The sequence below is a fragment of the Variovorax paradoxus genome (assembly GCF_022009635.1).
Classification (GTDB): domain Bacteria; phylum Pseudomonadota; class Gammaproteobacteria; order Burkholderiales; family Burkholderiaceae_C; genus Variovorax.
This window is the reverse complement of sequence record NZ_CP091716.1, coordinates 19,198-45,546: the sequence shown is the minus strand read 5'-3', so window position 1 is coordinate 45,546 and position 26,349 is coordinate 19,198. Positions and strand designations below refer to the sequence as shown.

Annotated in this window: 22 protein-coding genes and 7 pseudogenes; 17 read left to right on the top strand and 12 right to left on the bottom strand. The window is 64.5% G+C overall.

The annotated features are described in order from the left end of the window. The first annotated feature begins 11 nt into the window (after nucleotides 1-11). The 3 genes from L3V85_RS00280 to L3V85_RS00270 are packed head-to-tail and all read left to right on the top strand — an operon-like array spanning nucleotide 12 to nucleotide 1,423. Complete coding sequence (locus L3V85_RS00280; RefSeq protein WP_010890140.1) at nucleotides 12-278, top strand: hypothetical protein; 267 nt, start codon at nucleotides 12-14, stop codon at nucleotides 276-278. After that, a complete protein-coding gene (locus L3V85_RS00275) occupies nucleotides 278-976 on the top strand; it encodes a TraX family protein (protein ID WP_011114053.1) in 699 nt (232 codons plus the stop codon). Before L3V85_RS00280 ends, L3V85_RS00275 begins: the two co-directional genes overlap by 1 nt. Before the next feature lie 15 nt (nucleotides 977-991). Continuing rightward, nucleotides 992-1,423 carry an OmpA family protein gene (locus tag L3V85_RS00270; protein ID WP_001665065.1) on the top strand — a complete coding sequence of 144 codons (432 nt, stop codon included), beginning with the start codon at nucleotides 992-994 and terminating at the stop codon, nucleotides 1,421-1,423. A 152-nt stretch (nucleotides 1,424-1,575) separates the two neighbouring features. On the opposite strand, the gene L3V85_RS00265 is transcribed toward L3V85_RS00270, so the two are convergent. The 3 genes from L3V85_RS00265 to L3V85_RS00255 all read right to left on the bottom strand — a co-directional run bounded on the left by L3V85_RS00265 (nucleotide 1,576) and on the right by L3V85_RS00255 (nucleotide 5,517). Further along, the gene (locus L3V85_RS00265) at nucleotides 1,576-2,151 is read right to left on the bottom strand and encodes a recombinase family protein (protein WP_001173919.1); all 576 of its coding nucleotides are present in this window, start codon (nucleotides 2,149-2,151) and stop codon (nucleotides 1,576-1,578) included. Nucleotides 2,152-2,277: 126 nt separating this feature from the next. Continuing rightward, nucleotides 2,278-2,514, bottom strand: a complete 237-nt coding sequence (locus tag L3V85_RS00260) for a type II toxin-antitoxin system YafQ family toxin (protein ID WP_013521179.1) — start codon at nucleotides 2,512-2,514, stop codon at nucleotides 2,278-2,280. Between the two features lie 36 nt (nucleotides 2,515-2,550). Continuing rightward, nucleotides 2,551-5,517 carry a Tn3 family transposase gene (locus tag L3V85_RS00255; RefSeq protein WP_013521180.1) on the bottom strand — a complete coding sequence of 989 codons (2,967 nt, stop codon included), beginning with the start codon at nucleotides 5,515-5,517 and terminating at the stop codon, nucleotides 2,551-2,553. Between the two features lie 203 nt (nucleotides 5,518-5,720). Here L3V85_RS00255 and L3V85_RS00250 point away from each other — a divergent pair, with 203 nt between their 5' ends. The 4 genes and pseudogenes from L3V85_RS00250 (at nucleotide 5,721) to L3V85_RS00235 (ending at nucleotide 10,201) form a co-directional block, all read left to right on the top strand. Beyond that, nucleotides 5,721-7,403, top strand: a complete 1,683-nt coding sequence (locus tag L3V85_RS00250) for a Mu transposase C-terminal domain-containing protein (RefSeq protein WP_011137965.1) — start codon at nucleotides 5,721-5,723, stop codon at nucleotides 7,401-7,403. A gap of 2 nt (nucleotides 7,404-7,405) precedes the next feature. Beyond that, nucleotides 7,406-8,314, top strand: coding sequence for a TniB family NTP-binding protein (locus L3V85_RS00245; RefSeq protein WP_011137966.1), 909 nt, complete (start codon nucleotides 7,406-7,408; stop codon nucleotides 8,312-8,314). Further along, nucleotides 8,311-9,527: pseudogene (locus L3V85_RS00240) on the top strand (TniQ family protein). Before L3V85_RS00245 ends, L3V85_RS00240 begins: the two are co-directional and overlap by 4 nt. A 60-nt stretch (nucleotides 9,528-9,587) precedes the next feature. Next, nucleotides 9,588-10,201, top strand: a pseudogene (locus L3V85_RS00235) (recombinase family protein). A gap of 51 nt (nucleotides 10,202-10,252) precedes the next feature. Here L3V85_RS00235 and merE read toward each other — a convergent pair. From merE to L3V85_RS37425, 7 genes and pseudogenes are all read right to left on the bottom strand, one after another. After that, nucleotides 10,253-10,489, bottom strand: a complete 237-nt coding sequence (merE, locus tag L3V85_RS00230; protein ID WP_001087809.1) for a broad-spectrum mercury transporter MerE — start codon at nucleotides 10,487-10,489, stop codon at nucleotides 10,253-10,255. After that, nucleotides 10,486-10,851: a mercury resistance co-regulator MerD gene (gene merD, locus L3V85_RS00225; protein WP_003465059.1), complete on the bottom strand. Its 366-nt coding sequence runs from the start codon at nucleotides 10,849-10,851 to the stop codon at nucleotides 10,486-10,488. The genes merE and merD overlap by 4 nt, the downstream gene beginning before the upstream one ends. Before the next feature lie 16 nt (nucleotides 10,852-10,867). After that, nucleotides 10,868-11,988 (bottom strand): annotated as a pseudogene (merA, locus tag L3V85_RS37310) (mercury(II) reductase); the annotation flags it as partial. Nucleotides 11,989-12,039: 51 nt separating this feature from the next. Beyond that, on the bottom strand, nucleotides 12,040-13,023 hold the full coding sequence (locus L3V85_RS00210) for an IS5 family transposase (protein WP_237676703.1): 984 nt from the start codon (nucleotides 13,021-13,023) through the stop codon (nucleotides 12,040-12,042). Nucleotides 13,024-13,059: 36 nt separating this feature from the next. Continuing rightward, the gene (locus L3V85_RS00205; RefSeq protein WP_237680721.1) at nucleotides 13,060-14,253 is read right to left on the bottom strand and encodes an aminotransferase class III-fold pyridoxal phosphate-dependent enzyme; all 1,194 of its coding nucleotides are present in this window, start codon (nucleotides 14,251-14,253) and stop codon (nucleotides 13,060-13,062) included. 53 nt (nucleotides 14,254-14,306) lie between these two features. Then, entirely contained in the window at nucleotides 14,307-15,272 is a 966-nt protein-coding gene (locus L3V85_RS00200) for an FAD-binding oxidoreductase (RefSeq protein WP_337250128.1), read from the bottom strand. A 3-nt stretch (nucleotides 15,273-15,275) separates the two neighbouring features. Next, a pseudogene (locus L3V85_RS37425) lies at nucleotides 15,276-15,751 on the bottom strand (FAD-binding oxidoreductase); the annotation flags it as partial. A 92-nt stretch (nucleotides 15,752-15,843) separates the two neighbouring features. On the opposite strand from L3V85_RS37425, the gene L3V85_RS00195 reads away from it, so the two are divergent. Continuing rightward, nucleotides 15,844-17,430 carry a PucR family transcriptional regulator gene (locus L3V85_RS00195; protein WP_237677447.1) on the top strand — a complete coding sequence of 529 codons (1,587 nt, stop codon included), beginning with the start codon at nucleotides 15,844-15,846 and terminating at the stop codon, nucleotides 17,428-17,430. 3 nt (nucleotides 17,431-17,433) lie between these two features. On the opposite strand, the pseudogene L3V85_RS00185 reads toward L3V85_RS00195, so the two are convergent. Continuing rightward, nucleotides 17,434-18,014 (bottom strand): annotated as a pseudogene (locus L3V85_RS00185) (LuxR C-terminal-related transcriptional regulator). 108 nt (nucleotides 18,015-18,122) lie between these two features. Here L3V85_RS00185 and L3V85_RS00180 point away from each other — a divergent pair. The 8 genes and pseudogenes from L3V85_RS00180 (at nucleotide 18,123) to L3V85_RS00140 (ending at nucleotide 24,364) form a co-directional block, all read left to right on the top strand. Then, entirely contained in the window at nucleotides 18,123-19,388 is a 1,266-nt protein-coding gene (locus tag L3V85_RS00180; RefSeq protein ID WP_237677485.1) for a metal-dependent hydrolase family protein, read from the top strand. A gap of 1 nt (nucleotide 19,389) precedes the next feature. Further along, nucleotides 19,390-19,905: an ABC transporter ATP-binding protein gene (locus L3V85_RS00175; protein ID WP_237677484.1), complete on the top strand. Its 516-nt coding sequence runs from the start codon at nucleotides 19,390-19,392 to the stop codon at nucleotides 19,903-19,905. Beyond that, complete coding sequence (locus L3V85_RS00170; RefSeq protein WP_237677483.1) at nucleotides 19,902-20,153, top strand: hypothetical protein; 252 nt, start codon at nucleotides 19,902-19,904, stop codon at nucleotides 20,151-20,153. Before L3V85_RS00175 ends, L3V85_RS00170 begins: the two co-directional genes overlap by 4 nt. Beyond that, nucleotides 20,150-20,872: an ABC transporter ATP-binding protein gene (locus L3V85_RS00165; protein WP_237677482.1), complete on the top strand. Its 723-nt coding sequence runs from the start codon at nucleotides 20,150-20,152 to the stop codon at nucleotides 20,870-20,872. The genes L3V85_RS00170 and L3V85_RS00165 overlap by 4 nt, the downstream gene beginning before the upstream one ends. 23 nt (nucleotides 20,873-20,895) lie before the next feature. After that, a complete protein-coding gene (locus L3V85_RS00160) occupies nucleotides 20,896-22,095 on the top strand; it encodes an ABC transporter substrate-binding protein (RefSeq protein ID WP_237677481.1) in 1,200 nt (399 codons plus the stop codon). Between the two features lie 19 nt (nucleotides 22,096-22,114). After that, nucleotides 22,115-23,001 (top strand): annotated as a pseudogene (locus L3V85_RS00150) (branched-chain amino acid ABC transporter permease). A 17-nt stretch (nucleotides 23,002-23,018) separates the two neighbouring features. Further along, entirely contained in the window at nucleotides 23,019-23,969 is a 951-nt protein-coding gene (locus tag L3V85_RS00145) for a branched-chain amino acid ABC transporter permease (RefSeq protein WP_237677478.1), read from the top strand. Beyond that, nucleotides 23,966-24,364: a hypothetical protein gene (locus L3V85_RS00140; protein WP_237677477.1), complete on the top strand. Its 399-nt coding sequence runs from the start codon at nucleotides 23,966-23,968 to the stop codon at nucleotides 24,362-24,364. Before L3V85_RS00145 ends, L3V85_RS00140 begins: the two co-directional genes overlap by 4 nt. 243 nt (nucleotides 24,365-24,607) lie before the next feature. Here L3V85_RS00140 and L3V85_RS00135 read toward each other — a convergent pair whose 3' ends face one another. Continuing rightward, nucleotides 24,608-24,757 (bottom strand): hypothetical protein, encoded by a 150-nt coding sequence (locus L3V85_RS00135; protein ID WP_237680727.1) that lies wholly within the window; start codon nucleotides 24,755-24,757, stop codon nucleotides 24,608-24,610. On the opposite strand from L3V85_RS00135, the pseudogene ilvB reads away from it, so the two are divergent. Further along, a pseudogene (gene ilvB, locus L3V85_RS00130) lies at nucleotides 24,686-26,342 on the top strand (biosynthetic-type acetolactate synthase large subunit). The gene L3V85_RS00135 and the pseudogene ilvB overlap by 72 nt on opposite strands. Nucleotides 26,343-26,349 lie beyond the last annotated feature (7 nt).

The following is a 26,349-nucleotide window of genomic DNA, read 5'->3' as shown; positions in this document are numbered from 1 at the left end:
AGCGGCTAAACATGGACAAATTCCACGCCTTCATGATGCGGTACACGCTGGGCGTCGGCCGGTTGCTTCAAGCCTATTGCAAGTGGGCGGAAGGGCAGGCCAAGAACCAGCTCGATTTGCTTCTGCTGGGCCTCGGCCCGATCTTCGCCTTGGGCCTTCTGCTGTGGGCGCTGCCGGCGTGGATCGGCAAGCCCATCGCCTTCGTGCTCTCACTGCCAGCGCTCTACATCATCTTCCTGGTGCTGCGCGCCTACGCGATTCGCGGGGGCCGGCGCTGATGAAGGCCCTGCGGATTCCTGATGGAACCGTCGAAGCGTTGAAGTGGCTCGCACTGGTTCTCATGACCGGCGATCACGTCAACAAGTACCTGTTCAACGCGACGCTGCCGGTGCTGTTCGAGGCCGGCCGCGTGGCGCTCCCCCTTTTCGTGTTCGTCCTGGCCTACAACCTGGCCCGGCCGGGCACGCTCGAACGCGGCGTGTACGGCCGCACCATGTCGCGCCTGGCGATGTTCGGCGCGCTGGCCTCCGTGCCCTTCGTGGCCCTCGGCGGCCTGTACGCCGGTTGGTGGCCGCTCAACGTGATGTTCACGCTGCTGGTCGTCACGGCCACGGCTTACCTGGTCGAACGTGGCGGCAAGCTGCACCTGGCGGCCGCCGGCGTGGTGTTCCTGGTCGGCGGCAGCTCGGTCGAATATTGGTGGCCGGCCGTGGCTTTCGGCCTGGCGGTGTGGTCGTACACGCGCCGGCCGAGCTGGGCCGCCGCGGCGGTCGCGGTGCTGGCCTGCGCGGCCCTGTGGTTCGTCAATCGCAACCTGTGGGCCTTGGCAGCCCTGCCGGTGCTCTTCCTGGCCTCGCGGGTGGATGTGCGCGTGCCGCGCCTGCGCTGGGCCTTCTACGCCTATTACCCGCTGCACCTGGCCTCGCTCTGGTTGATCCGCATCCCCATGAGCAAGGCCGGCTACCTGTTCTTCTGATTGGAGTCCTGCCCCATGCGAAAACCCGTTCTTCTGGCCCTCTCTCTGGCGTTCCTGGTCAGCGCGCAAAGCGCACTGGCCGCCGGCGACGCCGGCAACTTCGGCACGCCGATCAAGTCCGGCGTATCGGTGTCCTTCCCCGACAGCAGCGCGACATTCCAGCCGACGCCAGAGGCCCTGGAGCTGCTGGCCGACGCTAGGAATGCGGCGATCATCTACATCAGCGGGCGCACCAGCACACTACGGCCCAGCGCGGCCGATGAGGCCCTTGCACTACGCCGTGCGCTCTCGGCCAGGTCGTACTTGGTGGCGCGCGGCGTCTCGCCGCTCAAGATCATGGTGAACTTCGCATCGGCCGCCGATTTCGTGGCAGACAACTCGACGGCCGAGGGCCGGCGCGAGAACCAGCGCGTGGACATTGAGGTGGTCTACATCCCCACCTACTGAGCGATCCGGCATCGCCATTCCTGGCGGTGCTGCAGGTCGCTCCAGCAGCTTCGCATCGTCGGCTCTGACGATGCAGGCCCGGCCGGCTTCCCTTGACAGCATCGCCATTTCTGACGATGCTTGTCGTTTTCAGAAGGCGACTGCACGAAATATCAGGAGTCGGCTGCACTGCCAGAACTGGCCGCCTGCAAGGCAGCGTAGAGAGCGGTTTTTCCTACCTTGAGGCGTGCGGCGGCCTCGCGGACATTCAAGCCGTTGGCGACAAGCTCCCGCGCTCGTTGCAACTTGTCGGCAGTGACAACCGGCTTGCGTCCGCCTTTGCGCCCGCGTGCGGCGGCAGCGGTCAACCCGGCCTTGGTGCGCTCGCGGATCAGGTCGCGCTCGAACTGGCCCAGCGCACCGAACACATGGAAGATGAGCCGTCCGCCCGGCGTGGTGGTGTCGATGTTTTCAGTCAACGAGCGGAAGCCGACGCCCCGTGCTTCCAGCTTGCCGACCGTCTCAATCAGGTGCGGCAGGGAGCGGCCAAGCCGATCCAGCCGCCAGACGACCAGCACATCGCCATCGCGCAGATAAGCCAGCGCATCGGCCAAGCCGGGCCGGTCTGCCTTGGCCCCGGATGCCGTGTCCTCGAAAACCCGTTCGCAGCCTGCATTGCGCAGCGCATCCGTCTGCAAGGCGGTGTCCTGTTCCGCCGTCGATACCCGCGCATAGCCGATGAGTGCCATTTCCGCCCATTTGTCCGTTATACCGTCCGCCTATCTTATTGTCCGTCATCCCGTTGCGCAAGATGTTTTCGGACAGGCGTCCGGTTTGGCCGCCTAATGATCGTTTGGCGGACAAGGCGACTGGCATCAGCCGAACAGCTCGCTATGGGAGCCAAGCCGCGCCAGTCGCAGGGTGTCGGCGTCGGACTTGCGGTAGATCAGCAGCAGGTCGGGCTTGATGTGGCATTCGCGGTAGCCCGCCCAATCGCCGGAAAGATCGTGGTCGCGGTATCGCACATCCAGGGGCTGATCGGTCGCCAGCGCGACCAGAACCGGCTTGAGGTCATCATTCGTGCAGCGGACTCCTGATACTGTTCGTTCAATAGAGGGGTCGTCTCAGAAAACGGAAAATAAAGCACGCTAAGCCGGTTGCAGCGGCCGTAGCGGCCTGAACTTGCCCGCGCCGATCTTGGCGCTGCTGCGCCAGAGGTAATCGCCGGTCAGGTTGATGTGCTCCCAGCCGAGCGGCGACAGGTACTGCAACAGGCCGTCATCGACGGCTTGACCGTGGCCACGCAAGGCGTTCGCGGCCCGTTCCAGATAAACCGTGTTCCACAGCACGATGGCTGCCGTCACCAGGTTGAGGCCGCTGGCCCGGTAGCGTTGCTGCTCGAAACTGCGGTCGCGGATTTCGCCCAGGCGGTTGAAGAACACGGCACGGGCCAGCGCGTTGCGGGCCTCGCCCTTGTTCAGTCCGGCATGCACACGGCGGCGCAGCTCGACGCTTTGCAACCAGTCTAGGATGAACAGCGTGCGCTCGATGCGGCCCAACTCGCGCAGGGCGACGGCCAGACCATTCTGGCGCGGATAGCTGCCGAGCTTGCGCAGCATCAGCGAGGCCGTCACCGTGCCTTGTTTGATCGACGTGGCCAGCCGCAGGATTTCATCCCAATGGGCGCGGACGTGCTTGATGTTGAGCGTGCCGCCGATCATCGGTTTCAATGTCTCGTAGGCGGCATCGCCCTTTGGAATGTAGAGCTTGGTGTCGCCCAGGTCACGGATGCGCGGCGCGAAGCGGAAGCCCAGCAGGTGCATCAGCGCGAAGACGTGATCGGTGAAGCCCGCCGTGTCGGTGTAGTGCTCCTCGATGCGCAGGTCGGATTCGTGGTACAGCAGGCCGTCGAGCACGTAGGTCGAGTCGCGCACGCCGACATTCACCACCTTGGTGTGGAACGGCGCGTACTGGTCGGAGATGTGGGTGTAGAACGTCCGCCCTGGGCTGCTGCCGTATTTTGGGTTGATGTGGCCGGTACTCTCGGCCTTGCTGCCGGTGCGGAAGTTCTGGCCGTCCGATGACGACGTGGTGCCGTCGCCCCAGTGCTCGGCGAAGGGATGCCGGAACTGCGCGTTGACCAGCTCGGCCAGCGCCGCCCCGTAGGTTTCGTCGCGGATGTGCCAGGCTTGCAGCCAGGCCAGCTTGGCGTAGGTTGTGCCGGGGCAGGACTCTGCCATCTTGGTCAGGCCCAGGTTGATCGCGTCGGCGAGGATCGTGGTCAGCAGCAGGTTCTTGTCCTTGGCCAGGTCGCCCGATTTCAGATGCGCGAAGTGCCGGGTGAAGCCCGTCCATTCGTCCACCTCCAGCAGCAATTCGGTGATCTTGACGTGCGGCAGGGCCATTGCGGTCTGGTCGATCAGGGCCTGCGCGGTGTCGGGCACCGCCGCGTCGAGTGGCGTGATCTTCAGTCCCGATTCGGTGATGATGGCATCCGGCAACTCGTTGGCCAGCGCCATGCGGTTTACGGTGGTGAGCTGCGTTTCCAGCAGCGTCAGCCGTTCATGCAGGTACTGGTCGCAATCGGTGGCCACAGCCAGCGGCAATTCGCTGGCCTGCTTGAGGCTGGCAAATTTCGCTGGCGGCACCAGGTAGTCCTCGAAATCCTTGAACTGGCGGGAGCCTTGCACCCAGATGTCGCCGGAGCGCAGTGCGTTCTTCATCTCCGACAGCGCGCACAGTTCGTAGTAACGCCGGTCGATTCCGGCGTCGGTCATCACCAGCTTTTGCCAGCGCGGCTTGATGAAATCGGTTGGCGCATCGGCGGGCACCTTGCGGGCGTTGTCGCTGTTCATGTTGCGCAGCACTTCGATAGCGTCGAGCACGTCCTTGGCGGCGGGCGCGGCCCGCAGCTTGAGCACGGCGAGGAATTCCGGCGCGTAGCGGCGCAGCGTGGCATAGCTCTCGCCGATGCGGTGCAGGAAATCGAAGTCCTCGGGCTGCGCGAGTTTCTGCGCCTCGGTGACGCTCTCGGCGAAGGCATCCCAGGACATGACGGCTTCGATGGCGGCGAACGGATCGCGGCCGGCTTGCTTGGCCTCGATCAGCGCCTGGCCGATGCGTCCGAATAGCCGCACCTTGGCATTGATCGCCTTGCCGGATGCCTGGAACTGCTGCTGATGTTTGTTCTTGGCGGCGTTGAACAGTTTGCCCAGAATGCGGTCGTGCAGGTCGATGATTTCGTCAGTGACGGTCGCCATGCCTTCGATGGTGAGCGCAACCAGAGTCGCGTAGCGGCGCTGCGGCTCGAACTTGGCCAGGTCGGCTGGCGTCATCTGGCCACCCTCGCGGGCGATCTTGAGCAGCCGGTTCTGGTGCACCGACCGCTCGATGCCGGAGGGCAGGTCGAGCGCCTGCCACGCCTTGAGGCGTTCGATGTGTTCCAGCATGTGCCGCGAGTTCGGTTTGACCGGGGATTGCCGCAGCCAGGCCAGCCAGGTCGTCTTGCCGTTGTCGCGGCGCTTGAGCAGATCGTCGAGGCGACGGCGATGCATGTCCGATAGCGGTTCGGCCAAGGCGTCGTAGATGCGCCGGTTGGCGCGGGTGATCGCCTCGGCGCTCGCCCGCTCGACGGCGTTGAGAGCAGGCAGAATGACCGACTGCCGCCGCAGGTGCTCGATGAAGGCGCTTGCCAGCACAATGCCCTTGTCGGTTTGCATGGCCAGCTCGGTCAGCGTGTGGACGGCCTGCCGGTAGTGGCTCATGGTGAAGGGCCGGAAACCGAAGACGGTTTGCAGCTCGATCAGGTGCTCACGCCGGGTCTGCTCCCGCTGTCCGTACTTGCCCCAGCTTTCGATGCTGACCTTGAGCTGGTCGGCGACCAGTTTCAGCAAGGGCGGGAACGGCGGTTCATCAACGCCCAGTATGACGCCCGGAAAGCGTAGGTAGCAAAGCTGCACCGCGAAGCCCAGCCGATTGGCCGGGCCGCGCCGCTGCCGGATGATGGAGAGGTCGCTTTCGCTGAACGTGTAGTGACGGATCAACTCATCCTTGGTGTCCGGCAACGCCAGCAGGCTTTCGCGCTCGGCGGCGGAGAGGATCGAACGGCGGGGCATGCGGTTTCCTTCTTCTTGAAAACGTAGGTTTGTGACAAGCCCGCCAAGGCAACCGGCGCGGCTGTCATTTTCAGAAGACGACTGCACCATTCAGCGCGGTTTGAAGCCTCTTGTGCATACGGCTCCTGACAGCCAGATATCAGGACTCCTCTGCACGAAACTCGTCTATGCTCAATACTCGTGTGCACCAAAGCGAGATGAGCATGGCGACCGATACCGCACCGATTACCGAGCACGGCGTGGCCACCCTGCCAGAACAGGCATGGGAGCGTGCGCGTCGTCGCGCGGAGATCATTGGGCCGTTGGCGCAGTCGGAGACGGTTGGGCATGAAGCGGCCGACGCGGCAGCCCAGGCATTGGGGCTGTCCCGGCGGCAGGTCTACGTCCTGATCCGCCGTGCCCGGCTAGGATCGGGGCTGGTCACTGACTTGGCTCTTGGGCAGTCGAGCGGTGGCAAAGGTAAAGGCCGCTTGCCGGAGTCGGTCGAACGAATCATCCGCGAGTTACTGCAAAAGCGCTTCCTGACCAAGCAGAAGCGTAGCTTGGCGGCGTTCCACCGCGAAGTTGTGCGGGCGTGCAAGCTGCAAAAGCTGCGGGTGCCGGCGCGCAACACGGTGGCTCTGCGGATCGCCGGCCTCGATCCGCGCGAGGTCACTCACCGCCGGGAAGGACAAGATGCCGCCCGCGACCTGCAAGGTGTTGGTGGTGTTCCGCCACCCGTCTCCGCGCCGCTGGAGCAGGTGCAGATCGACCACACAGTCATCGACCTGATCGTGGTGGACGAGCGCGACCGGCAACCGATTGGCCGTCCATACCTGACCCTCGCCATCGACGTATTCACCCGCTGCGTGGTTGGCATGGTCGTTACGCTGGAAGCCCCGTCCGCCGTCTCGGTCGGCTTGTGCTTGGTGCATGCCGCCTGCGACAAGCGCCCTTGGTTGGAAGGGTTGAACGTAGAGATGGATTGGCCGATGAGCGGCAAGCCCAGACTGCTCTACTTGGACAACGCGGCTGAGTTCAAGAGCGAGGCGCTGCGCCGTGGCTGCGAGCAGCATGGCATCCGGTTGGACTATCGCCCGCTCGGGCAGCCGCACTACGGCGGTATCGTGGAACGGATCATCGGCACGGCGATGCAGATGATCCACGACGAATTGCCGGGGACGACCTTCTCCAATCCTGACCAGCGCGGGGAATACGCCTCCGAGAAGATGGCCGCCCTGACACTGCGCGAGCTGGAGCGCTGGCTCACATTGGCGGTCGGCACCTATCACGGCTCCGTGCACAACGGCCTGCTCCAACCGCCGGCCGCGCGCTGGGCCGAAGCTATCACGCGGACCGGCGTGCCAACCGTCATCACTCGCGCTACGGCTTTTCTGGTCGATTTTCTGCCCATCATCCGCCGCACGCTGACCCGCACCGGCTTCGTCATCGACCACATCCACTACTACGCCGATGCGCTCAAGCCGTGGATAGCTCGGCGGGACCGCTTGCCTGCGTTCCTGATCCGGCGCGACCCGCGCGACATCAGCCGCATATGGGTGCTGGAACCAGAGGGGCAGCACTACCTGGAAATTCCCTACCGTACCTTGTCGCACCCGGCTGTCACCCTATGGGAACAACGGCAGGCGCTGGCGAAATTACGGCAGCAAGGGCGCGAACAGGTGGATGAGTCAGCGCTGTTCCGCATGATCGGCCAGATGCGAGAAATCGTGACCACCGCGCAGAAAGCTACGCGCAAGGCGCGGCGCGACGCGGATCGACGCCAGCATCTCAAGGCAACGGCACCGCCTGTCAAAACCACGCCACCACCAGATGCGGACATGGCTGACCCACAGGCCGACAACCAGCCGCCGGCCAAACCGTTCGACCAGATTGAGGAGTGGTAGCCGTGGACGAATATCCCATCATCGACTTGTCACACCTGCTGCCAGCGGCACAGGGGCTGGCTCGGCTGCCGGCGGACGAGCGCATCCAGCGCCTTCGCGCCGACCGCTGGATCGGCTATCCGCGCGCGGTCGAGGCGCTGAACCGGCTGGAAACCCTGTATGCGTGGCCAAACAAGCAACGCATGCCCAACCTGCTGCTGGTCGGCCCGACCAACAACGGCAAGTCGATGATCGTCGAGAAGTTCCGGCGCACGCATCCGGCCAGCGCCGACGCCGACCAGGAGCACATTCCGGTACTGGTCGTGCAGATGCCATCCGAACCGTCGGTAATCCGCTTCTACGTCGCGCTGCTCGCGGCGATGGGTGCGCCATTGCGACCGCGCCCACGGCTGCCAGAAATGGAACAACTGGCGCTGGCACTGCTGCGCAAGGTCGGCGTGCGCATGCTGGTGATCGACGAGTTGCACAACGTCCTGGCCGGTAACAGCGTCAACCGCCGGGAATTTCTCAATCTCCTGCGCTTCCTCGGCAATGAACTGCGCATCCCACTGGTCGGGGTCGGCACGCGCGACGCCTACCTGGTCATCCGCTCCGATGACCAGTTGGAAAATCGCTTCGAGCCGATGATGCTGCCGGTATGGGAGGCCAACGACGATTGCTGCTCACTGCTGGCCAGCTTCGCCGCTTCGCTTCCACTGCGGCGCCCCTCGTCGATTGCCACGCTGGACATGGCCCGCTACCTGCTCACACGCAGCGAAGGCACCATCGGCGAACTGACGCACTTGCTGATGGCGGCAGCCCTCGCCGCCGTGGAGAGCGGCGAGGAAGCGATCAACCATCGCACGCTGAGCATGGCCGATTACACCGGCCCCAGCGAGCGGCGTCGGCAATTCGAGCGGGAACTGATGTGAAGCCAGCGCCACGCTGGCCACTGCATCCGGCTCCCAGGGAAGGTGAAGCCTTGTCTTCGTGGCTCAACCGCGTGGCCCTTTGCTATCACATAGAGGTGTCCGAGCTGCTGGAGCACGATCTTGGTCACGGTCAGGTTGATGACCTGGACACCGCGCCACCACTGGCGCTGCTGGCGATGCTTTCCCAGCGGAGCGGCATCGAACTGAACCGGCTGCGTTGCATGAGCTTTGCCGGCTGGGTGCCTTGGCTACTGGACAGCCTTGATGATCAGATTCCAGATGCATTGGAGACCTATGCGTTCCAGCTCTCGGTGTTGCTGCCGACACACCGCCGTAAGACGCGATCCATCACGAGCTGGCGTGCCTGGCTGCCCAGCCAGCCGATACACCGCGCCTGTCCGCTATGCCTGAACGATCCGGAGAACCAAGCCGTACTGCTCGCGTGGAAGCTGCCCCTGATGCTGAGCTGCCCGCTGCATGGCTGCCGGCTGGAATCCTATTGGGGCGTGCCAGGGCGGTTTCTAGGCTGGGAGAACGCCGACGCCGAACCGCGCACCGCCAGCGACGCGATTGCGGCGATGGACCAGCGTACCTGGCAGGCACTGACGACCGGTCACCTGGAGCTGCCGCGCCGACGCATCCATGCCGGATTGTGGTTTCGGCTGCTACGCACGCTGCTCGATGAGCTGAACACACCGCTTTCGGCGTGCGGAACCTACGCGGGTATCTCCGCCAAGTCTGGGAAGGCTGCGGGCATCCGCTGCGTGCTGGGCAAAGTCTGTGGCGACCGTATGAAACCCTGAATCCGGCAGTACGGTTGCAGATGCTGGAGGCGGCGGCAACGGCAATCAGCTTGATTGAGGTGAGGTACATAAGCCCGCCAGGCGAGCAGGCAAAGCTGTTCTGGTCCGAGCCCCAAACAGGGTTCACCAGTGGCCTGCCGACGAAAGCGCCGAAGCCCGAACCCATCAATCACTGGCAGCGTGCAGTCCAGGCCATCGACGAGGCCATCATTGAAGCGCGGCACAACCCCGAGACGGCACGCTCGCTGTTCGCGTTGGCTTCCTATGGTCGGCGCGACCCCGCTTCCCTGGAACAGTTGCGCGCCACCTTCGCGAAGGAAGGCATCGCCACGGAATTTCTGTCACATTATGAGCCTGACGGATCCTTTGCATGTCTTAGACAGAATGACGGGTTAAGTGACAAATTTTGACGACCTTAACTTTCCGGCGCACACTGTCACATAATCGAACGTATATGTGACAGGTACGACATGCTGATAGGCTACATGCGGGTATCGAAGGCGGACGGCTCCCAGGCTACCGATTTGCAGCGCGACGCGCTGATTGCCGCCGGGGTCGATCCAGTACATCTTTACGAGGACCAGGCATCCGGCATGCGCGAGGATCGGCCCGGCTTGACGAGCTGCCTGAAGGCGTTGCGAACTGGCGACACACTGGTCGTGTGGAAACTGGATCGGCTCGGACGCGACCTGCGACATCTCATCAACACCGTGCACGACCTGACTGGGCGCGGCATCGGCTTGAAGGTATTAACCGGGCACGGCGCGGCCATCGACACCACGACCGCCGCCGGCAAGCTGGTCTTTGGCATCTTCGCCGCCCTGGCCGAGTTCGAGCGCGAGTTGATCGCGGAGCGCACGATTGCCGGCCTAGCCTCGGCCGCGCGCGCGGGCGGAAAGGCGGCCGGCCGTTCAAGATGACCGCCGCCAAGCTGCGGCTGGCGATGGCGGCAATGGGTCAGCCAGAGACCAAGGTCGGCGACCTGTGCCAGGAACTTGGCGTCACGCGGCAGACCCTGTATCGGCATGTTTCACCCAAGGGTGAGCTACGTCCAGATGGCGAGAAGCTACTCAGCCGAATTTGATGCGGCATGAGGCAACGTAGCGACAGCGTGGTTTGTCTCAATGGGAAGCGCTCATGATCGATCTTTGAAGGCCCGCAGCAGTCGTGTCACAGACAGGACGAACAAACCGGTCAGCGTGAGGGCTGCGATACCCCAGTACTCTCCGATGAACGCGCCGGCCGTCGTGCCGGCCAGCACAATGGCGAGAATCGGCAAATGGCAGGGACAGGTGAGCACGGCCAGCGCGCCCCACAGGTAGCCGGTGATCGGTTTGTGCGTCTCGGACGGCAAGCGCTCGGGGCTGTTCATGGCAGACTCTCCGCGTGCTGTGCCGGCTCGGTCGGCATGGTGGCCAACTGCACCTCCAGATCGGCCAACGCTTCGCGCCGACGCTCGACGAACTGGCGCAGAACGGCAAGCTGCGCGGCCGCTTCATCGCCGTCCGCAGCATCCAGCGCCCGGCACAGCCGCGCCAGCGCGTCCAGGCCGATGCCCGCCTCGAAGGCCGCCCGCACGAAGCACAGCCGTTGCAAGGCGGCATCATCGAACAGGCCATAGCCGCCCGGGGTGCACGCCACCGGACGCAGCAATCCGCGCAGCAGGTAGTCGCGCACGATATGCACGCTCACCCCGGCATCAAGGGCCAGCCGGGACACGGTGTAGGCGCTCATTGAAAACCTCCTTTTTTTATCCAGCGCAGCAGGAAAGCTGCTTCACGTCCTTGTTGAAGGTCTGCGCCGCAAGCTTCAACCCTCGACCATTGTCAGGTAGGGAACAACTGGTCGGCCAGTTCCTGCACCGTCATGCGGTTGCGGATGGCGAGCACCGCCGTCTGGATCAGTTCGCCCGCTTCCGGGGCCACCGCCTGCACGCCGATGAGCCGTCCGCTACCTTCCTCGATGACCAGCTTGATGAAGCCGCGTGTGTCGAAGTTGGCAAGCGCTCGCGGAACGTTGTCGAGTGTCAGCGTGCGACTGTCGGTCTCGATGCCATCGTGGTGCGCTTCCGCCTCGCTGTAGCCCACGGTGGCGACTTGCGGGTCGGTGAACACCACTGCCGGCATCGCGGTCAGATTGAGGGCTGCGTCGCCGCCGGTCATGTTGATCGCGGCACGGGTGCCGGCGGCCGCTGCCACGTAGACGAACTGCGGCTGGTCGGTGCAGTCGCCGGCCGCGTAGATGTTCGGGTTGCTCGTGCGCATGCCTTGGTCGATAACGATGGCCCTTGCGCATTGACAGTGACCCCGCCGCGTCCAGCGCGAGGCTGCGCGTATTCGGTGCCCGACCGGTGGCAACCAGCAACTTGTCAGCGCGCAATTCACCGTGTCCGGTGGTCAGCACGAATTCGCCGTTCACATGGGCGACCTGGCTGGCTTGCGTGTGCTCCAGCACCTCGATGCCCTCGGCGCGGAAAGCGGCTGTCACGGCCTCGCCGATGGCCGGGTCTTCCCGGAAGAACAAGGTGCTGCGTGCCAGGATCGTGACCTGGCTGCCGAGCCGGGCAAAGGCTTGCGCCAGTTCCAACGCCACCACCGACGAACCGATCACGGCCAGGCGTGCGGGAATGGTGTCGCTGACAAGCGCTTCGGTGGAAGTCCAGTAGGGTGACTCTTTCAGGCCCGGAATCGGCGGCACGGCCGGACTGGCACCGGTGGCGACCAGGCAGCGGTCGAACGTTACCTCGCGCTCGCCACCCTCGTTCAAACGGACGACCAGGCTCTGGTCGTCCTTGAAACGCGCTTCACCGTGCAAAACGGTGATGGCTGGATTGCCGTCCAGGATGCCTTCGTATTTGGCGTGCCGCAGGGCGTTGGTGCATGGATACCGCTGGGACCGGGGTTACCCCAACCCCGCAGGGGCTTAGACGGCAGCTGCTGAAGTGCGGACGGAGTTCGGGCGTCCAGCGCTCAGCATGCGGTTGAGCACCGCCACCGCAGCATTTGCCTCGGCCTGCTGGCCACGTGGATCACGGGCACGCAACTTTGGCCCGATGATGGCCTTGAAGCGACCCATCGTGGTTTCCACCAGCGCACGTTTGCCGTAGCCATAGGCCTCTTGCCACTCCAGCCGTCCCAAGCTTTGAATCATCAACAGGTGGTTGTCGCGTGTGGTCGGCGCTGCCTCGAATTGCGCGCTGGGCTGGGCGGTAACGCGCGGTGGAATAATGACGTCGATTTGCGTATCGCGTTGGGCAATCCGCTCGTAGGTTGGCTCGCCGTCATAGGCGCCGTCGGCGGTAACAGAGGCGACTTCGTGCTCGATCTGATCAAGCAGTGGACCAACCTGAGATGGGTCATCGACATCCTGGCCAGTCAAGACCGACGCCTCGATGTGCCCCGTGCTGGCGTCCACTGCCAAGTGCAGCTTTCTCCAGCTACGCCGCGACTTTTGTCCGTGCTTTTTCTGCAGCCATTCGCCTGCGCCAAACAGCTTCAGCCCGGTGCTGTCGATCAACAAATGCAGCGGCCCGGCGGGCAGCGCGCACTGGCGTGGCAAAGCCTTGAGGGTCATGCTTCGGCGACTCAAGGTAGTGTGGTCGGGGGCCTTCAGATCAATCTCGAGAAGCTGGAAAATCGACCTCATCAAACCCTCGGTTTGTCGCAGGGCTTGGCCAAATACCAGGCGCAGCATCAGGCTGGTTTGGATGGCCTGATTCGAATAGATGGACTGCCCGCCTGGTGTGCTGCGCGCTTGGGCTGGCCAGAGTTGCATCGCCTGCGGGGTAACCCAGAACGTCAGGCTGCCACGGTTGCGAAGTCCCGATTCATATTCGGGCCAGTTACGCACGAAGTGCCGCATCTTCGGAATATGATGGCGGTGATCGGCGTTGAATTTGTTGGGCATGTGGCGGGAGGCGGTCTTTTTATCAGGGCCGCGAGCCTAACAGAACGCCTGCGCAGTATCCATGCACCAACGCCGTTCCACGGCCCCGAGCAGGCCGCGCACACGGACCTCGCCCACGCACGGCAGGGACTCGAGATCTTTCAGCTTCGCTTCGAAATACTGGCCGACACGCTGGCCGTTTTCGAGCAGGCCGCCGTCCGTGTACAGGTCGAGCACCGCATTGGCCACGGCGGCGCTGACTGGGTGGCCGGCATAGGTCTGGCCATGGCCGAACGCAGTCCCGTCGCTGCCACCGTCGGCGATGCCCTGGTAGAGCTCCTGCGAGATCAGGGTCGCGCTCATCGGCGCGTAGCCGGCGGTCAACCCCTTGGCGAGCGTGAGCACGTCCGGCGTCACACCCTCGGAAGCGCAGGCGAACATGGGCCCCGTGCGGCCGAAGCCGGTGATGACCTCGTCGACGATCAGCAGGATTCCCAGTTCGTCGCACGCCTTGCGCATGGCGGCCAGAAAGCCCGGTGGCGGAATGATCACACCGCCGGAGCCCTGTATCGGCTCGCAGACGAACGCCGCCACGTTGTCGGCACCGAGCGCGGCCACCTTGTCACGCAGCGCGCGCACCGTGCTCGCGAGCACCGCCGCCGGGTCGGGCCCGTCCGCGTGCCGGTAGGGGTAGGGCGAAGGAATGTGGTGCTGCTGCGGCGCCGGCACGTCGAAGAAGCGGTGAAAAAGCGGCAACGCCGTCAACCCGCTGCCGACCGCGGAGCTTCCGTGAAAGCCGCGCTCCAGGCCGATGAAGTGCTTCTTGTTCGGTCTGCCGGTCGCATTGAAGTAATAGCGGACGGCGCGGATGGCGGTGTCGATGGCGTCGGAGCCGCCTTGGCCGAAAAGCACATGGGTCAGCCCCGCCGGTGCCAGCGCCGTCAGGCGGCCTGCAAGGCGGATGGCCTGCTCGTTCGCGAAATGGAAGTAGCCCGTGGCATACGGAAGTCGGCGCATCTGCTCGGCGGCGGCCTGCACGATCGATTCATGCCCGTAGCCGACGTTGACGCACCACAGGCCCGAGAACGCATCCTGCACCCGGTGGCCGGTGGCGTCGATCAGATGAATGCGGTCGGCCGCCTGCCAGATGGTCGCGCCCCGCTTCTCGTGCTGCCGCAGCGGGGCAACGGGATGAAGCCAGTGACGACGGTCGATCTCGGTGAGTTCGGCGAAATGGTCTGACATGTGCATGGAAGTCCTCGTTGAAAGTGTCTGGAAAATCGCGGTGCCGGGGCCGATGGCGGTCAAGGCGCGGCCTCTTTCATGGCATCCAGTCGAGGAAGGAACTTCCCCGGGTTGAACAGGTTGCCGGGATCGAAGGCGCGCTTGATGCGCCATGCCATCTCGAGCTCGACGCGAGACTTCACGCTCAGCAACTCGTCCCGCTTGGCCGCGCCGACGCCGTGCTCGGCGGAGATCGAACCGTTCATGGCCATGGCGATCTCGTCCACGATGTGCGTGATCGGCCGGCTGGCGCGGGCCAGGTATCGAGCGGCCGTTTCGCAGGCGGGTCGCAGCGGGTTGAAATGCACGTTGCCGTCGCCAACGTGTCCGTAGACCACCATGCGCGTGTGCGGCTCCAGGGCGAGTACGCCGGCCGAGGCTTGTGCGATGAACTCCGGCATCTTCGAAAGCGGCACGGAGATGTCGCAGCGAACGCTTCCGCCTGCGCGCGTCTGGGCATCCGATATTTCCTCCCGGATCCGCCAGAAATCGGCGGCGTGCGCCTGCGTTGCCGCCACTGCCGCGTCGCGGACGCTGCCGTTTTCCAGACCGACCTGCACGGCGCCATAGAAATCGCTCTCGAGTTCCTCTTGCGATCGACCCGAGGCCATCTCGACGAGCACGTACCACTCGGCGGACACGGAAAGAGGCGCTCGCGAATCGGGCAGATGGTTCAGAACCAGGTCGAGCGCGGGCTGCGAAATCAGTTCGTAGGCAGTCACATCCTGACCGATGCACTTGCGCAATTCCATGAAGAAGCCAAGCGCGATCTCCGTTGTATCGAACGCCAGGAAGGCGGTGCAGACGGAGCGCGGCTGGGGCATCAGCTTGAGGACGGCGGCGGTGACGATGCCGAGCGTGCCCTCGGCGCCGATGAACAGCTGCTTCAGGTCGTAGCCGGTGTTGTCTTTTCGCAGGGCGCGCAGCCCATGCCAGACGTTCCCGTCGGGCAACACGGCCTCGATGCCGAGAACGAGATCGCGCATGTTGCCGTATCGCAGGACCGCTGTACCGCCTGCATTGGTCGAGATGTTTCCGCCGATCTGGCAGCTGCCTTCGGATCCGATGCGCAAGGGAAGAGCTTGCGCACCTCCTCGGCCTTCATCCGCGCCTGATGCAAAGTCACGCCGGCCTCGACGACCATGGTGTCGTTCACGGCATCCACCGAGCGGATGCGGTTCATGCGTGACAGGCTGAGCACGATGCTTTTGCCGGCCCCGTCCGGGACCGAACCTCCGAGCAACGAGGTGTTGCCGCCCTGAGGCACGACCGGAATGGCGTGGGCGTGGCAGTACGCGACCACGCGGCTGACTTCGGCCGTATCGGCCGGACGCACGACGGCGAGCGCCTTTCCGTGGAACACGCCGCGGTAGTCGGTCGTGAAGGGGTGCGTGCTTTCTTCCTCGACCAGGCAATTCGCGGCGCCGACCAAGACAGAAAGACTCTCGATGTGCGATGAGGGCATGGGGCAAATTTAAGAGCGATGGCGGTCTTCGGATATGAAGGAAAGATGGGAATCGATATCCAGGTTCTCCGTTGATTCGTAGAATTTGACCCATGCAACTCGATGAAGCCTTTCGCACATCCCCCCTTCAGGTGGGGACCGTGGTGGCGGCTTCGGCGCACCTGGCAAGGGACATTTCGTGGGTTCAGGTGGTGGATCACCCGGACATCGAGGAATGGGTGGAGCCGGGCCATCTGCTTCTGAGCACCGGCTACAACTGGCCGAAGGGCGACAAGGACGCCGCCGTGCTGATCGGCAAGCTCGCGGCCAAGGGGGCTTGCGGCGTGGTGCTGGCGGTTCCCAACTTCGTCGAGCATTTCGCGGCCGAAACCATTGCCGCCGCGAACCGGGCGCACCTGCCGCTCATCGAGCTGCCCTGGGAGGTGCCGTTCAGTTCGATCACGCAATACGTGCATCGTGAACTCGTGGACCGCCAGAGCCGCGCCCTGGCGAAGTCGGCGCAGATCCACCGCCAGCTCACCGAGGCCGCGGCAACAGGCGACAGCCTGCAGGACGTGGCACGCGTGCTCGGCCAGGTTCTGGAGCGCTCGGTGCAGATTCACGCCACCGAGGGCGGTCTGCTGGCAGGCCACATCGTGGAGCAGGGCGGCCATGCGTCGCCGGCTTTCGAGCCGGGTATCTTCCAGGCGCTGTCCGCGGGCGGCGGCATCAAGGCGATGGATGCGCAGACGCGCGCCATCCGCTGGCATCCGCGCCCGTCGCGACTGGCAACGACAGCCCAGAGTGTGGTGGGCTGTGCGGTACGCAATCGCAATGGCGGCCTCGGCTACGTTCTGGTGGCCGAAGGCGTGCCGCCGCTCAGCGAGATCGATCTGCGTGCCGTGGAGCAGGCGAGCATCGTGGCTGCCTTGCAGATCGCGCATCAGCGCGAGCTGTCGGCCCACGAGGCGCGCCTTGGCTATGCGCTTGTCGCCGCGTTGCTGGAAGGGCGTTTTGACGAAACGCCGAGCGTCATCGAGCGCGCCCGTTTGCTCGGCTGGGACCCTGAGCAGTCCTACCGCCTGGCGACGATCCTGCTGGATGAGCCCAACCCGCTTTCGAGCGAAGGCCTGGGGCGTCGCGAGCAACTCGCAGGGCAGGTCGCGCGGGCGCTTCGCCAGAAGGGGGCGCAGCCGCTCATCAGCCTGTCGGCCAACCAGATCCATGCGCTCGTGCCGCACGAAGTGGACATCGAATGGCTCTGGTCAAGCATCTCCCATGGCCACTGCGCGATGGGCGTGAGCGAGGTTCACCAGGGTGTCGCAGGCATGCATTCGGCGGGACTGGAGATGGCCGACCTCATGCCGCACACCAAGCCCGGGCGCGTCCACTTCTTCGATGAAGCGATGTTCCCTCGCGTGCTGGCCGGCGATGCGGCCGCGCGGCGGGTCTTCATCCAGCGGCTGTTCGGCGCGCTGGAAGCGGACAGGCGCGGGCAAGCCTTGATCGATACCGCCATCGCATTGACGGACGAGGGGTTCAACCTGCAGCGCGCCGCCGATCGCCTCGACGTGCACATCAGCACGTTGCGCTACCGCCTGGGGCGCCTGAGCGAACTGACCAAGCTGGACCTGGACTGCGTCGAAGGGCGCTTCCGTCTCCAGTTCGGAGTGCGGCTGTATCTGGCCGAGCAGGCTTGACGCCTAGCCGGCGAGCAGGCGCTTCACCAGGTCAGGCGTGCTGCTCACGCTGTACTTGCGCAGCAAGCGTGTCTTGTAGATGTCCACCGTGCGCGGGCTGATGTTCAGTGCCCGCGCCACTTCCTGCCTGTCTTTCCCTCGATCAGCAGGGCCGCGATATCGCGCTCGCGAGGCGTCATGGAGCCGCGCAGCGCCGAGTTCACCTTGCGTCCGGTGGACAGGTCGGTGAAAGCCCAGAGCGTGTCGTGATGCGGATCTTCCGGTGTGTACGTGAACCCGCTCACGTGCACCCAAAAGAGTTCTCCGTCGAGCCGGCGCATCACCCGGTCGTCGGAGAACGTGCGGTGCTTGGCGAGCACCGGGGCGATGCGATCGCCCGTCTGCTCGAAGTGCGTCTGCGTGGGGTAGAGCCGCTCGAACGACGTACCGATGAGGTCGTCGACCTGCGCTCGAAAGATGGCGGCGAAGGCGCGGTTGCAGGCAACGATCAGCCGGTCGCGTCCCAGCGCCTGGCCGACGGGCGCATCTTGAAAGGCGCGGTGGTAGTCGATCGCCGCGTTCTTGTCGGGTGCCTTATTGCGCATCGATGAAAACTCCCTAGGAAAAAACACTTAGGTGCTCGACACCTATTGTCGTAGGAGTATACGACTCCTAGACTCCTATCGTATTAGGTGTTTTGGGCGGAAATTTTCATGTCGATATTCGTTCTGCGGAATGCGAACCTCCTGGATCTCGAACAGGGTGAGCTGGTCGATGGCATGGACGTCGTCGTTGTCGACGGCCAGGTGGCGGAGGTCGGGGCGCGGCTTGCCCGGCCGAGGGCGGCCGAAGCCGTCTACGACCTCGATGGCCTGACGTTGATGCCCGGTCTGATCGATTGCCATGTCCATGTCACGGCTTCCTCGGTCAACCTGGGACTCGCGGCACGGCTGCCCAACGCCTTGGGCATCATCCGGTCGCTGCCGATCCTCAAGGGGATGCTGATGCGCGGCTTCACCAGCGTGCGCGACGCGGGCGGTGGCGACTGGGCCCTGGGCCAGGCCGCCAGAGACGGGTTGATCGAATCGCCCCGGCTCTTCACGTCCGGCAAGGCACTCTCGCAAACCGGCGGGCACGGCGACTTCCGTGCACGCAGCGACCAGCTCGAGTCCTGCGCATGTTCGTTCCGCATCGGCAACATCGGGCGCGTCGTGGACGGTGTCGACGAGGTGCGCCGCGCCGCGCGGGAAGAGCTGACCAAAGGGGCAACCCAGATTAAGGTGATGGCCAGCGGCGGCGTGACCTCGCCGAACGATCCCATCGGAAACACCGGCTACTCGATGGACGAACTGCGGGCCATCGTCGAAGAGGCCACCGCGTGGCAGACCTACGTGATGGCGCATGCCTACACACCGCACGCCATCCGGCGTGCGGTGGAAGCCGGTGTCCGAACCATCGAGCACGGCAATCTGGTGGACGAGGCGACGGCCGTGCTGCTGAAGGAGAAGGGCGTCTTCGTCGTGCCGACGCTGATCACTTTCGACATGCTTTCGCTCGAAGGCGCCTCGCTCGGGCTGCCTGTGGAGTCGATCGCCAAAGTGGACGATGTGCGCCAGGCAGGCCGGCAGGCGGTTGCGCTGCTTCACCGCAACGGCGTGAAGATGGGCTACGGCAGCGACCTGCTGGGCGAGTCGCATCGCCACCAGAGCGAGGAGCTGCGCGTGCGCGCAGAGATCGTCGGGAATCTGGAGGCGCTGCGCAGCGCCACGACCGTGGCCGCGGAGATCGTGCAGCATGCCGGCAAGCTGGGTGTGGTGCGGCCTGGCGCAATCGCCGATCTGCTGGTCGTGCGGGGCAACCCGCTGCGCGACATCGGTGTGCTGACGGGGCAGGGCGAGGGAATCGCCGCCATCCTGAAGGACGGGAAGTTCGTCAAGAATGAACTGCCGGTACGTGCGAGCACCTCGCTGGCGCATTGACATGGATGCACTCCTTGAAATCTCGAACGTGCGTGCCACGTTCGGCGGACTCCATGCACTGGACGGTGCGACCTTCAATGTCTCGCGCGGCAAGACCACCGGCTTGATCGGCCCCAACGGTGCCGGCAAGACGACGCTCTTCAATGCCATCACGGGTTTGCTGCCGCATGCGTCGGGGCGAATCGCGTTCAAGGGCAAGAACATCACCGGGTTGCGGCCCGAGGGCATTTCGCGATCGGGTCTGATCAGGACCTTCCAGCTCGCGCGCGGCTGTCCGCGGATGACCGTCTTCGAGCACCTGATGCTCTATGGCCCGCGGCAGCGCGGAGAAGGTTTTCTTGCCGGTCTTCTCGGCGGCGCGGCGGTCCGCGCACGCGAGGAAGATCTTCGGGAAAAAGCCTGGGCCATGGCGCGAAGGCTCCGTCTGGATCACGTGCTGGACAACCTCGTGCCCGCGCTCTCGGGCGGCCAGAAGAAGCTGCTGGAGATCGCGCGCTGCTCGCCGAGCCCGACATGATCCTGCTCGACGAACCCATGGCCGGAGTCAATCCGACGCTTGTCGGCGAGATCGCGGATCAGCTCGAAATCGTGAAGGCCGAAGGCATCGCGATCCTCCTGATCGAACACGAGATGGCGCTCATTCAACGGCTCTGCGAAGAAGTCGTCGTGATGGCGCAGGGCAAGTACCTGATGCACGGCAGCTTCGACCAGGTCACGTCGGACCCGCGTGTCCAGTCCTCGTATCTTGGAAGGAGCCGCACATGACGACGCTGAACGTGCGCGACATCCGCGGCGGCTACGGCAGTGCGGACGAGATCGTCAAGGGCATCGATCTCGAGGTGCGGGCGCGTGACCTTGCCGTGATCATCGGCCCCAACGGGGCTGGCAAGTCGACCTTCCTGAAGCTCGTCGCCGGGTTGCTCAAGCCCAAGACCGGCCATGTGCAGATCGATGGCCGTCATCTCCTGTCGGGCAGCGCGCAGGAAGCCTGTGCACAGGGGCTGAGCTTCGTGCCTCAGGAGCGCAACGTCTTCCAGAGCCTGACGGTCAGGGAGAACCTCGAGATGGGAGGCTACCTGGTGCGTGCGCAGGCCAGGTCGCGAATCGAGGCGCAGCTCGAACGCTTCCCGCTGCTCAAGCCGCGCCTGAAGCACAAGGCCGGCAACCTGTCCGGAGGCCAGCGGCAGGTGTTGGCGATGGCGATTGCCCTGATGACGCAGCCGACCGTGCTCCTGCTCGATGAACCGACGGCCGGGCTGTCGCCGGCCGCGGCCGACGAAGTGTTCGACCTGATCCGCGAGCTGGCCGCCCAGGGCCTTGCGATTCTGATGGTCGAGCAGAACGCCCTGCTGGCTCTGGAGTACGGCACGCGCGGGATCGTGCTTGTCGCCGGGAGAAAGCTCAGGGACACGAAGGCCAGCGAGCTGCTGGCGGATGACGAGATCCGTCACCTGTTCCTCGGCGGCGCACCGATTCATCACTGATTCAACTTCCTTGGAGCATGGCCATGACTAGCAGAAGATCTTTTCTTTCCACCGGCGCCGCGGTGGCCCTCGGTGTTGCGCACCCCGTGCTGTGGGCGCAGAACAAGGAGCCGATCAGGATCGGAATCCTGATCCCCCTGACCGGCGCCACCAGCCAGTTCGGTGCGACCATGAGCCGTGCCGCGCAGATCGCCGCGGAGGAGGTCAACGCGGCCGGAGGGGTGAACGGACGCCGTCTGGAAGTCGTCATCGAAGACGATCAGAGCAACCCGGAAGCCGCGGTGCGCGCTGCGCGCAAGCTGATCGACGTCGATCGCGTGGTCGCTATCGGCGGGTCCTATGCATCGTCCGTGACTTCGGCCATCGCGCCGCTGTGCTGGGAGAGCAAGACGGTCCTGGCCACCTCCTCGGGCGCGGACAGCATCACGAAGCTGCCGCACCAGGGCTATGTCTTCCGGACCTCGCCCACGGTGACACTGCAGGGCACGCGGGTGGGTGACCTCGGCATCGAACTCGGCTGCAGGAAGATGTTCTTCATGGGGCCGCAAACGCCGTTCGCGCAGTCGTACATCGACATCATCTCGGGGATCTTCACACGGGCCGGCGGCGCGGGTGCCGGCCTGATCTACGAAGACAAGAAGTCCAGCTATCGCTCCGAGGTCGACCAGGCGTTGCGCACCCGGCCGGATGTGATCGTGCTTGGCGGCTACGTTCCCGACACCTCGGTGGTATTGAAAGACCTCTACCGTGCCGGCTACGACGGCAAGCGCATCGGCTTCTCGTTCGGGATCAACCAGAAGCTCGTGGAGGCCGTGCCCGCCGAGGTCGCAGAAGGCGCGTATTCGCTGGTTCCTTCGGCGTCGGTGACCGCAGGTGCCTACAAGCGCCTGGTGGCCAGGATGAAGCTCGAGGCGCTCGACAGCTATTCCTGCCAAGTCTACGACCACGTGATGCTTGTCGCTCTTGCGCTCGCCAGCGCGCCGACGGCCGAGGCCAACGGAACCACGGTGCGGGACCACCTGCGCGGCATCTCCCAATCGACGCAGGCCAAGGTGGTCGACAGTGCCGCCGAAGGGCTCAAGCTGCTGGGTGCCGGCGGCCGCATCAACTTCGACGGTGCCAGCGGGCCGCTCGACTTCGCCGACAACGGTGATGTCAAGGGCGTCTTCTTTCGCTACGAGCAGATCCAGAAGGGCAAGCTCGTCGTGACAAAGGTCGCTTGACCCGAACCGAAGGATCCAGATGTTCTCCGATCTTGTTCAGCACCTGGTCAACGGCCTGGTGATGGGGGCGGTCGTCGCCCTTCCCGCCCTGGGCCTGACGCTCATCTTCAGCGTGCTCGGGTTCATCAACTTCAGCATTGCCGCGCAGATGACGGTGGGCGCCTACGGAGGCTGGCTGGTCAACACCCATCTGCACTGGCCGCTTGTTCCCGTGCTGGTGGCGGCGTTCGCGTTGGCCGGGCTGGTGGGGTGGTGGGCGACCGTCTCGCGCTCGTTCCCATGCGCCGCAAGATCTCGGCGCATACACCGCTGATGGTGGCCATCGTGTCCATCGCATTGAACCTTGCACTGGAGAACGCGCTGCGCTTCGGCTTCGGCAGCGACCTGAACAGCTTCGAGATGCCCATTGCACGCGATGTGCAGTTCGCGGGCATCCGGGTGGGGCCGCAGCAGGTGCACAACCTCGGCATCGCTCTGGCGATCGCGGTGGTGCTGGCGGCGTTCTTCACCGTGACGCGCGTGGGCAAGGCCATGCGGGCCGTGGCGGACAACGCCGACCTGGCCCGTCTCAAGGGCATCGACCCGACAAGGCTGTCGAACCTGGCCACCTTCATCGGCATGGGGTTGGCCGGCATCGGCGGCGCCTTGCTGGCCATCGACACCAGCGTGGACCCTTCCACAGGTTCGCGTCTCTTGCTGATCATCTTCTCGGCGAGCGTGCTCGGTGGGCTGACGAGCCTCACCGGGGCGGTGCTGGGGGCGCTCTTGATCGGCATGGTCAGCGAGGTTTCGCTTCTGGTCATTTCTCCCGTCTACCAGTCGGCGACGGCCTTCGCCGCGATCCTGCTGGTGCTGTTGATTCGTCCAAGCGGCTTGTTCGCCGGAGCATCGGGAGTTCGCAAGTGACCTCTTACCTTGTCTTCATGGCCACGCTGGCCGGCATCTACGCTCTGTTGTCCCTCGGACTGGTCACGATCTGGGGGCAGGGCGGCATGGTGAATCTCGGCCTCGTCGGCTTCTACGCCGTCGGTGCGTACGCCTCCGCCCTGCTGTCGAACGCCGGCATTCCGATCGGTATCTCGCTCATGTGCGCGGCGCTGATGGCCGGTGCGGTGGGGGTCGTGTTGTCGTACCTGACGCGGCCGTTGCGTGGCGACTACCTGGCGATCGTCTCGCTGGGCTTTGCCGAAGTCATCCGGCTTGTCGCGACCAACGAGAAATGGCTCACCGGCGGCAGCGACGGGCTCTCGGGCATCCGGTCGCCGCTGAAGGCGGAGCTTGGCGCCATCCACCCCTGGTTCTACCTTCTGCTGGTCTGGGCGATTGTCGCGGCCGCGGCGTTCGGCCTTGTCCGCTTGTTCAGGTCGCCGTATGGACGCGCGCTCAGGGCCGTGCGAGACGACGAGCAGGTGGCCGCGGTCGCGGGCAAGCCCGTGCTGCAACTCAAGCTCAAGACCTTCTTCGTCGGCGCCGCGCTGTCGGGCCTGGCGGGAGGCATCTATGCCCATCTCACCAGCTACATCGCCCCCGACGGATTCGTTCCGCTGCTGACGATCTACATCTTCCTTGCGGCCACCGCCGGTGGGTACACACGCGTGGTGGGGGCACTCGCAGGGTCGCTTGCCGTCGTTGCCTTGCTGGAGTCGACGCGCTTCATCGCAGCAGTCATTCCAGGACTGACGGCCGTGCAGGTCGCCTCGTTGCGTGAGCTGGTCATCGCAGTCAGTCTGATCGTGATCATGCAGCTCAAGCCGGAAGGCGTGTTCCAGAGCGTCAACCAGAAAGCTCTCGCGGCGCCAGCGTCGCGGCGCGAGTCGGGAAAAACCACCAGCGAACCGGACGCCGGCTCGACTCCGCTTGCGAGCCACGCGTGACGGTTCAACGGGACTGGACGCTGTTCGCGAAGCGCCTGGCGTTGCGCGTGAACTTCGACCTGCTGACGGTGCTTGAAGTGGACTGGCACGAGAACCTGGTCAGACGCCACTTCTCGACCGACGAGGTGAACTATCCCAGCGGGGGCATCAAGCGCCTGATGGGAAGCCCGTGGGCCGATCGCGTGATTTTTGGCGGTCAGGCATTCAGGTCGCAAACCAGCGCCGAGTTCCGCGCGTCCTTCGCGGATTACAGGAAACTGGAAGCGCTCGATCTGTCCTTTGCACTCAATGTTCCATGGCAGGAGCTGGGCCGGACGGTATTCACCGTCAACCTGCTTCGCGGGACGGGGGCATTTCCCGAACAGGCCGTCTCGGCCGTCCTGCAGCGGCTGTAGCACCCGATGCGGAGATAATCGCCGCTGCACTTCAACGGCAAACAGATCCCGGCCCGACGCAGCAAGCATTGCGTCCATGGCCGCTGGGTCCAAGGTCCCAACACCACCTCACAAGGGTCGGGGGAAGGGGCACCCGAGGTATTTCGTTAGAGAAATTCACAAAGGTAGACCATGAAAAACTCTCCCGCCGGGCATCCCCCGGCAGCCGCGGCATTGCCCGGCGCAACCTCCGCCGCATCGGTTTCACTCGATGCATCCAGCGAAGAGCTCACGGGCTCTGAAATCCTCATCCGATGCCTTCAGGCAGAAGGTGTCACCTGCCTGTGGGGCTACCCCGGCGGCGCCGTACTTCATGTGTACGACGCCCTGCACAAGCAGCAGCAGGTCCAGCATGTCCTGGTCCGGCACGAACAATCGGCCGTGCATGCGGCCGACGGCTATGCGCGCGCCACCGGCCACGTCGGCGTGGCGCTCGTCACATCCGGCCCCGGCTTGACCAATGCCGTGACCGGCATCGCGACGGCCTACCTGGACTCGATTCCGATGGTCGTCATCAGCGGCCAGGTGCCGACCCCGCCATCGGGCAGGACGCGTTCAGGAGTGCGACACGGTCGGCATCACTCGCCCGATCGTGAAGCACAACTTCCTGATCAAGGACCCACGGGACATCGCGCAGACGCTGAAGAAGGCGTTTCACATCGCACGCAGCGGCCGTCCCGGCCCCGTGGTGGTGGATTTCCCGAAGGACGTGTCGGCCAGCAGGATCGTCCATGCGGGCTATCCGCAGGCGCTGGAAATGCGGTCGTACAAGCCCACGATGCAAGGACACGGCGGTCAGATCCGCAAGGCCCTGCAGCTGCTTCTGAGCGCCAGGCGTCCCTACATCTATACCGGCGGAGGCGTGCTTCTCAGTGGCGCCTGCGATGAACTGCGCACGCTGGTGGATCGGCTGGGCTTTCCGGTCACCAGCACGCTCATGGGCCTGGGCGCATACCCGGCCTCGGATCCCAAATTTCTGGGGATGCTGGGGATGCACGGCACCTGGGAGGCCAACAACGCCATGCAGGACTGCGACGTGCTGCTGGCCATCGGGGCGCGCTTCGATGACCGGGTCATCGGCAACGTGGCGCACTTCGCGCAGAGCAGGCGCCAGATCATTCACATCGACATCGATCCCTCGAGCATTGCCAAGCGCGTGAAGGTGGACATTCCCATCGTCGGCGACGTCAAGACCGTTCTCGTGGAACTCCTCTGCTTGCTCGATGCTTCAACGGCTCGGCCCGCGGCGCAGGACATGGCCGAGTGGTGGTCGGCGATCGCGATCTGGCGCGCCCGACGCTGTCTTGACTACGATCGCGACAACACGTTCGTCATCAAGCCGCAGCGCGTCATAGAGACGCTTTGCAGGATCACCCGCGATGACGATGTCTACATCGCGTCGGATGTCGGACAGCATCAGATGTGGGCCGCGCAGTACTTCCGCTTCGAGGAACCGCGGCGCTGGATCAATTCAGGTGGGCTTGGCACCATGGGCGTTGGGATCCCTTACGCGATGGGCGTGAAGATGGGAAGACCCGACAGCGAGGTCTTTTGCATCGTGGGCGACGGCTCCGTGCAGATGAGCACCAAGGAACTGTCGACCTGCCTGCAGTACGACACGCCGATCAAGATCGTTCTTCTGAACAACCGCTATCTCGGGATGGTCCGGCAGCAACAGCAGATCAGCCACGAGGGCCGGTACAGCCACAGCTATCTCGACGCTTTGCCGGACTTCGTGAAGCTCGCCGAAGCCTACGGCCATGTCGGCATGCTGGTCGAACGCCCGACCGATATCGAAGCCGCACTGCAGGAAGCCCGGGCCATGCGCGACCGCACCGTGCTTCTCGATTTCCGGATCGATCCGACGGAGAACGTCTTCCCCGTGGTGGAAGTGGGCAAGGGCATCAACGAGATGCTGCTGGGAAGCGAAGACCTTTGAGGGGGCG

Coding starts and splice junctions, on each gene's coding strand:
- L3V85_RS00210 (WP_237676703.1), bottom strand. CDS start 13,023: ATGCCCAACAAATTCAACGCCGATCACCGCCATCATATTCCGAAGATG.
- L3V85_RS00165 (WP_237677482.1), top strand. CDS start 20,150: ATGACGACGCTGAACGTGCGCGACATCCGCGGCGGCTACGGCAGTGCG.
- L3V85_RS00270 (WP_001665065.1), top strand. CDS start 992: ATGCGAAAACCCGTTCTTCTGGCCCTCTCTCTGGCGTTCCTGGTCAGC.
- L3V85_RS00145 (WP_237677478.1), top strand. CDS start 23,019: ATGGCCACGCTGGCCGGCATCTACGCTCTGTTGTCCCTCGGACTGGTC.
- L3V85_RS00205 (WP_237680721.1), bottom strand. CDS start 14,253: ATGCACATGTCAGACCATTTCGCCGAACTCACCGAGATCGACCGTCGT.
- L3V85_RS00280 (WP_010890140.1), top strand. CDS start 12: ATGGACAAATTCCACGCCTTCATGATGCGGTACACGCTGGGCGTCGGC.
- merE (WP_001087809.1), bottom strand. CDS start 10,489: ATGAACAGCCCCGAGCGCTTGCCGTCCGAGACGCACAAACCGATCACC.
- L3V85_RS00275 (WP_011114053.1), top strand. CDS start 278: ATGAAGGCCCTGCGGATTCCTGATGGAACCGTCGAAGCGTTGAAGTGG.
- L3V85_RS00180 (WP_237677485.1), top strand. CDS start 18,123: ATGTCGATATTCGTTCTGCGGAATGCGAACCTCCTGGATCTCGAACAG.
- L3V85_RS00255 (WP_013521180.1), bottom strand. CDS start 5,517: ATGCCCCGCCGTTCGATCCTCTCCGCCGCCGAGCGCGAAAGCCTGCTG.
- L3V85_RS00250 (WP_011137965.1), top strand. CDS start 5,721: ATGGCGACCGATACCGCACCGATTACCGAGCACGGCGTGGCCACCCTG.
- L3V85_RS00135 (WP_237680727.1), bottom strand. CDS start 24,757: ATGCTGGACCTGCTGCTGCTTGTGCAGGGCGTCGTACACATGAAGTAC.
- L3V85_RS00200 (WP_337250128.1), bottom strand. CDS start 15,272: ATGCGCGATCTCGTTCTCGGCATCGAGGCCGTGTTGCCCGACGGGAAC.
- L3V85_RS00195 (WP_237677447.1), top strand. CDS start 15,844: ATGCAACTCGATGAAGCCTTTCGCACATCCCCCCTTCAGGTGGGGACC.
- L3V85_RS00265 (WP_001173919.1), bottom strand. CDS start 2,151: ATGGCACTCATCGGCTATGCGCGGGTATCGACGGCGGAACAGGACACC.
- L3V85_RS00175 (WP_237677484.1), top strand. CDS start 19,390: ATGGATGCACTCCTTGAAATCTCGAACGTGCGTGCCACGTTCGGCGGA.
- L3V85_RS00160 (WP_237677481.1), top strand. CDS start 20,896: ATGACTAGCAGAAGATCTTTTCTTTCCACCGGCGCCGCGGTGGCCCTC.
- L3V85_RS00170 (WP_237677483.1), top strand. CDS start 19,902: ATGATCCTGCTCGACGAACCCATGGCCGGAGTCAATCCGACGCTTGTC.
- merD (WP_003465059.1), bottom strand. CDS start 10,851: ATGAGCGCCTACACCGTGTCCCGGCTGGCCCTTGATGCCGGGGTGAGC.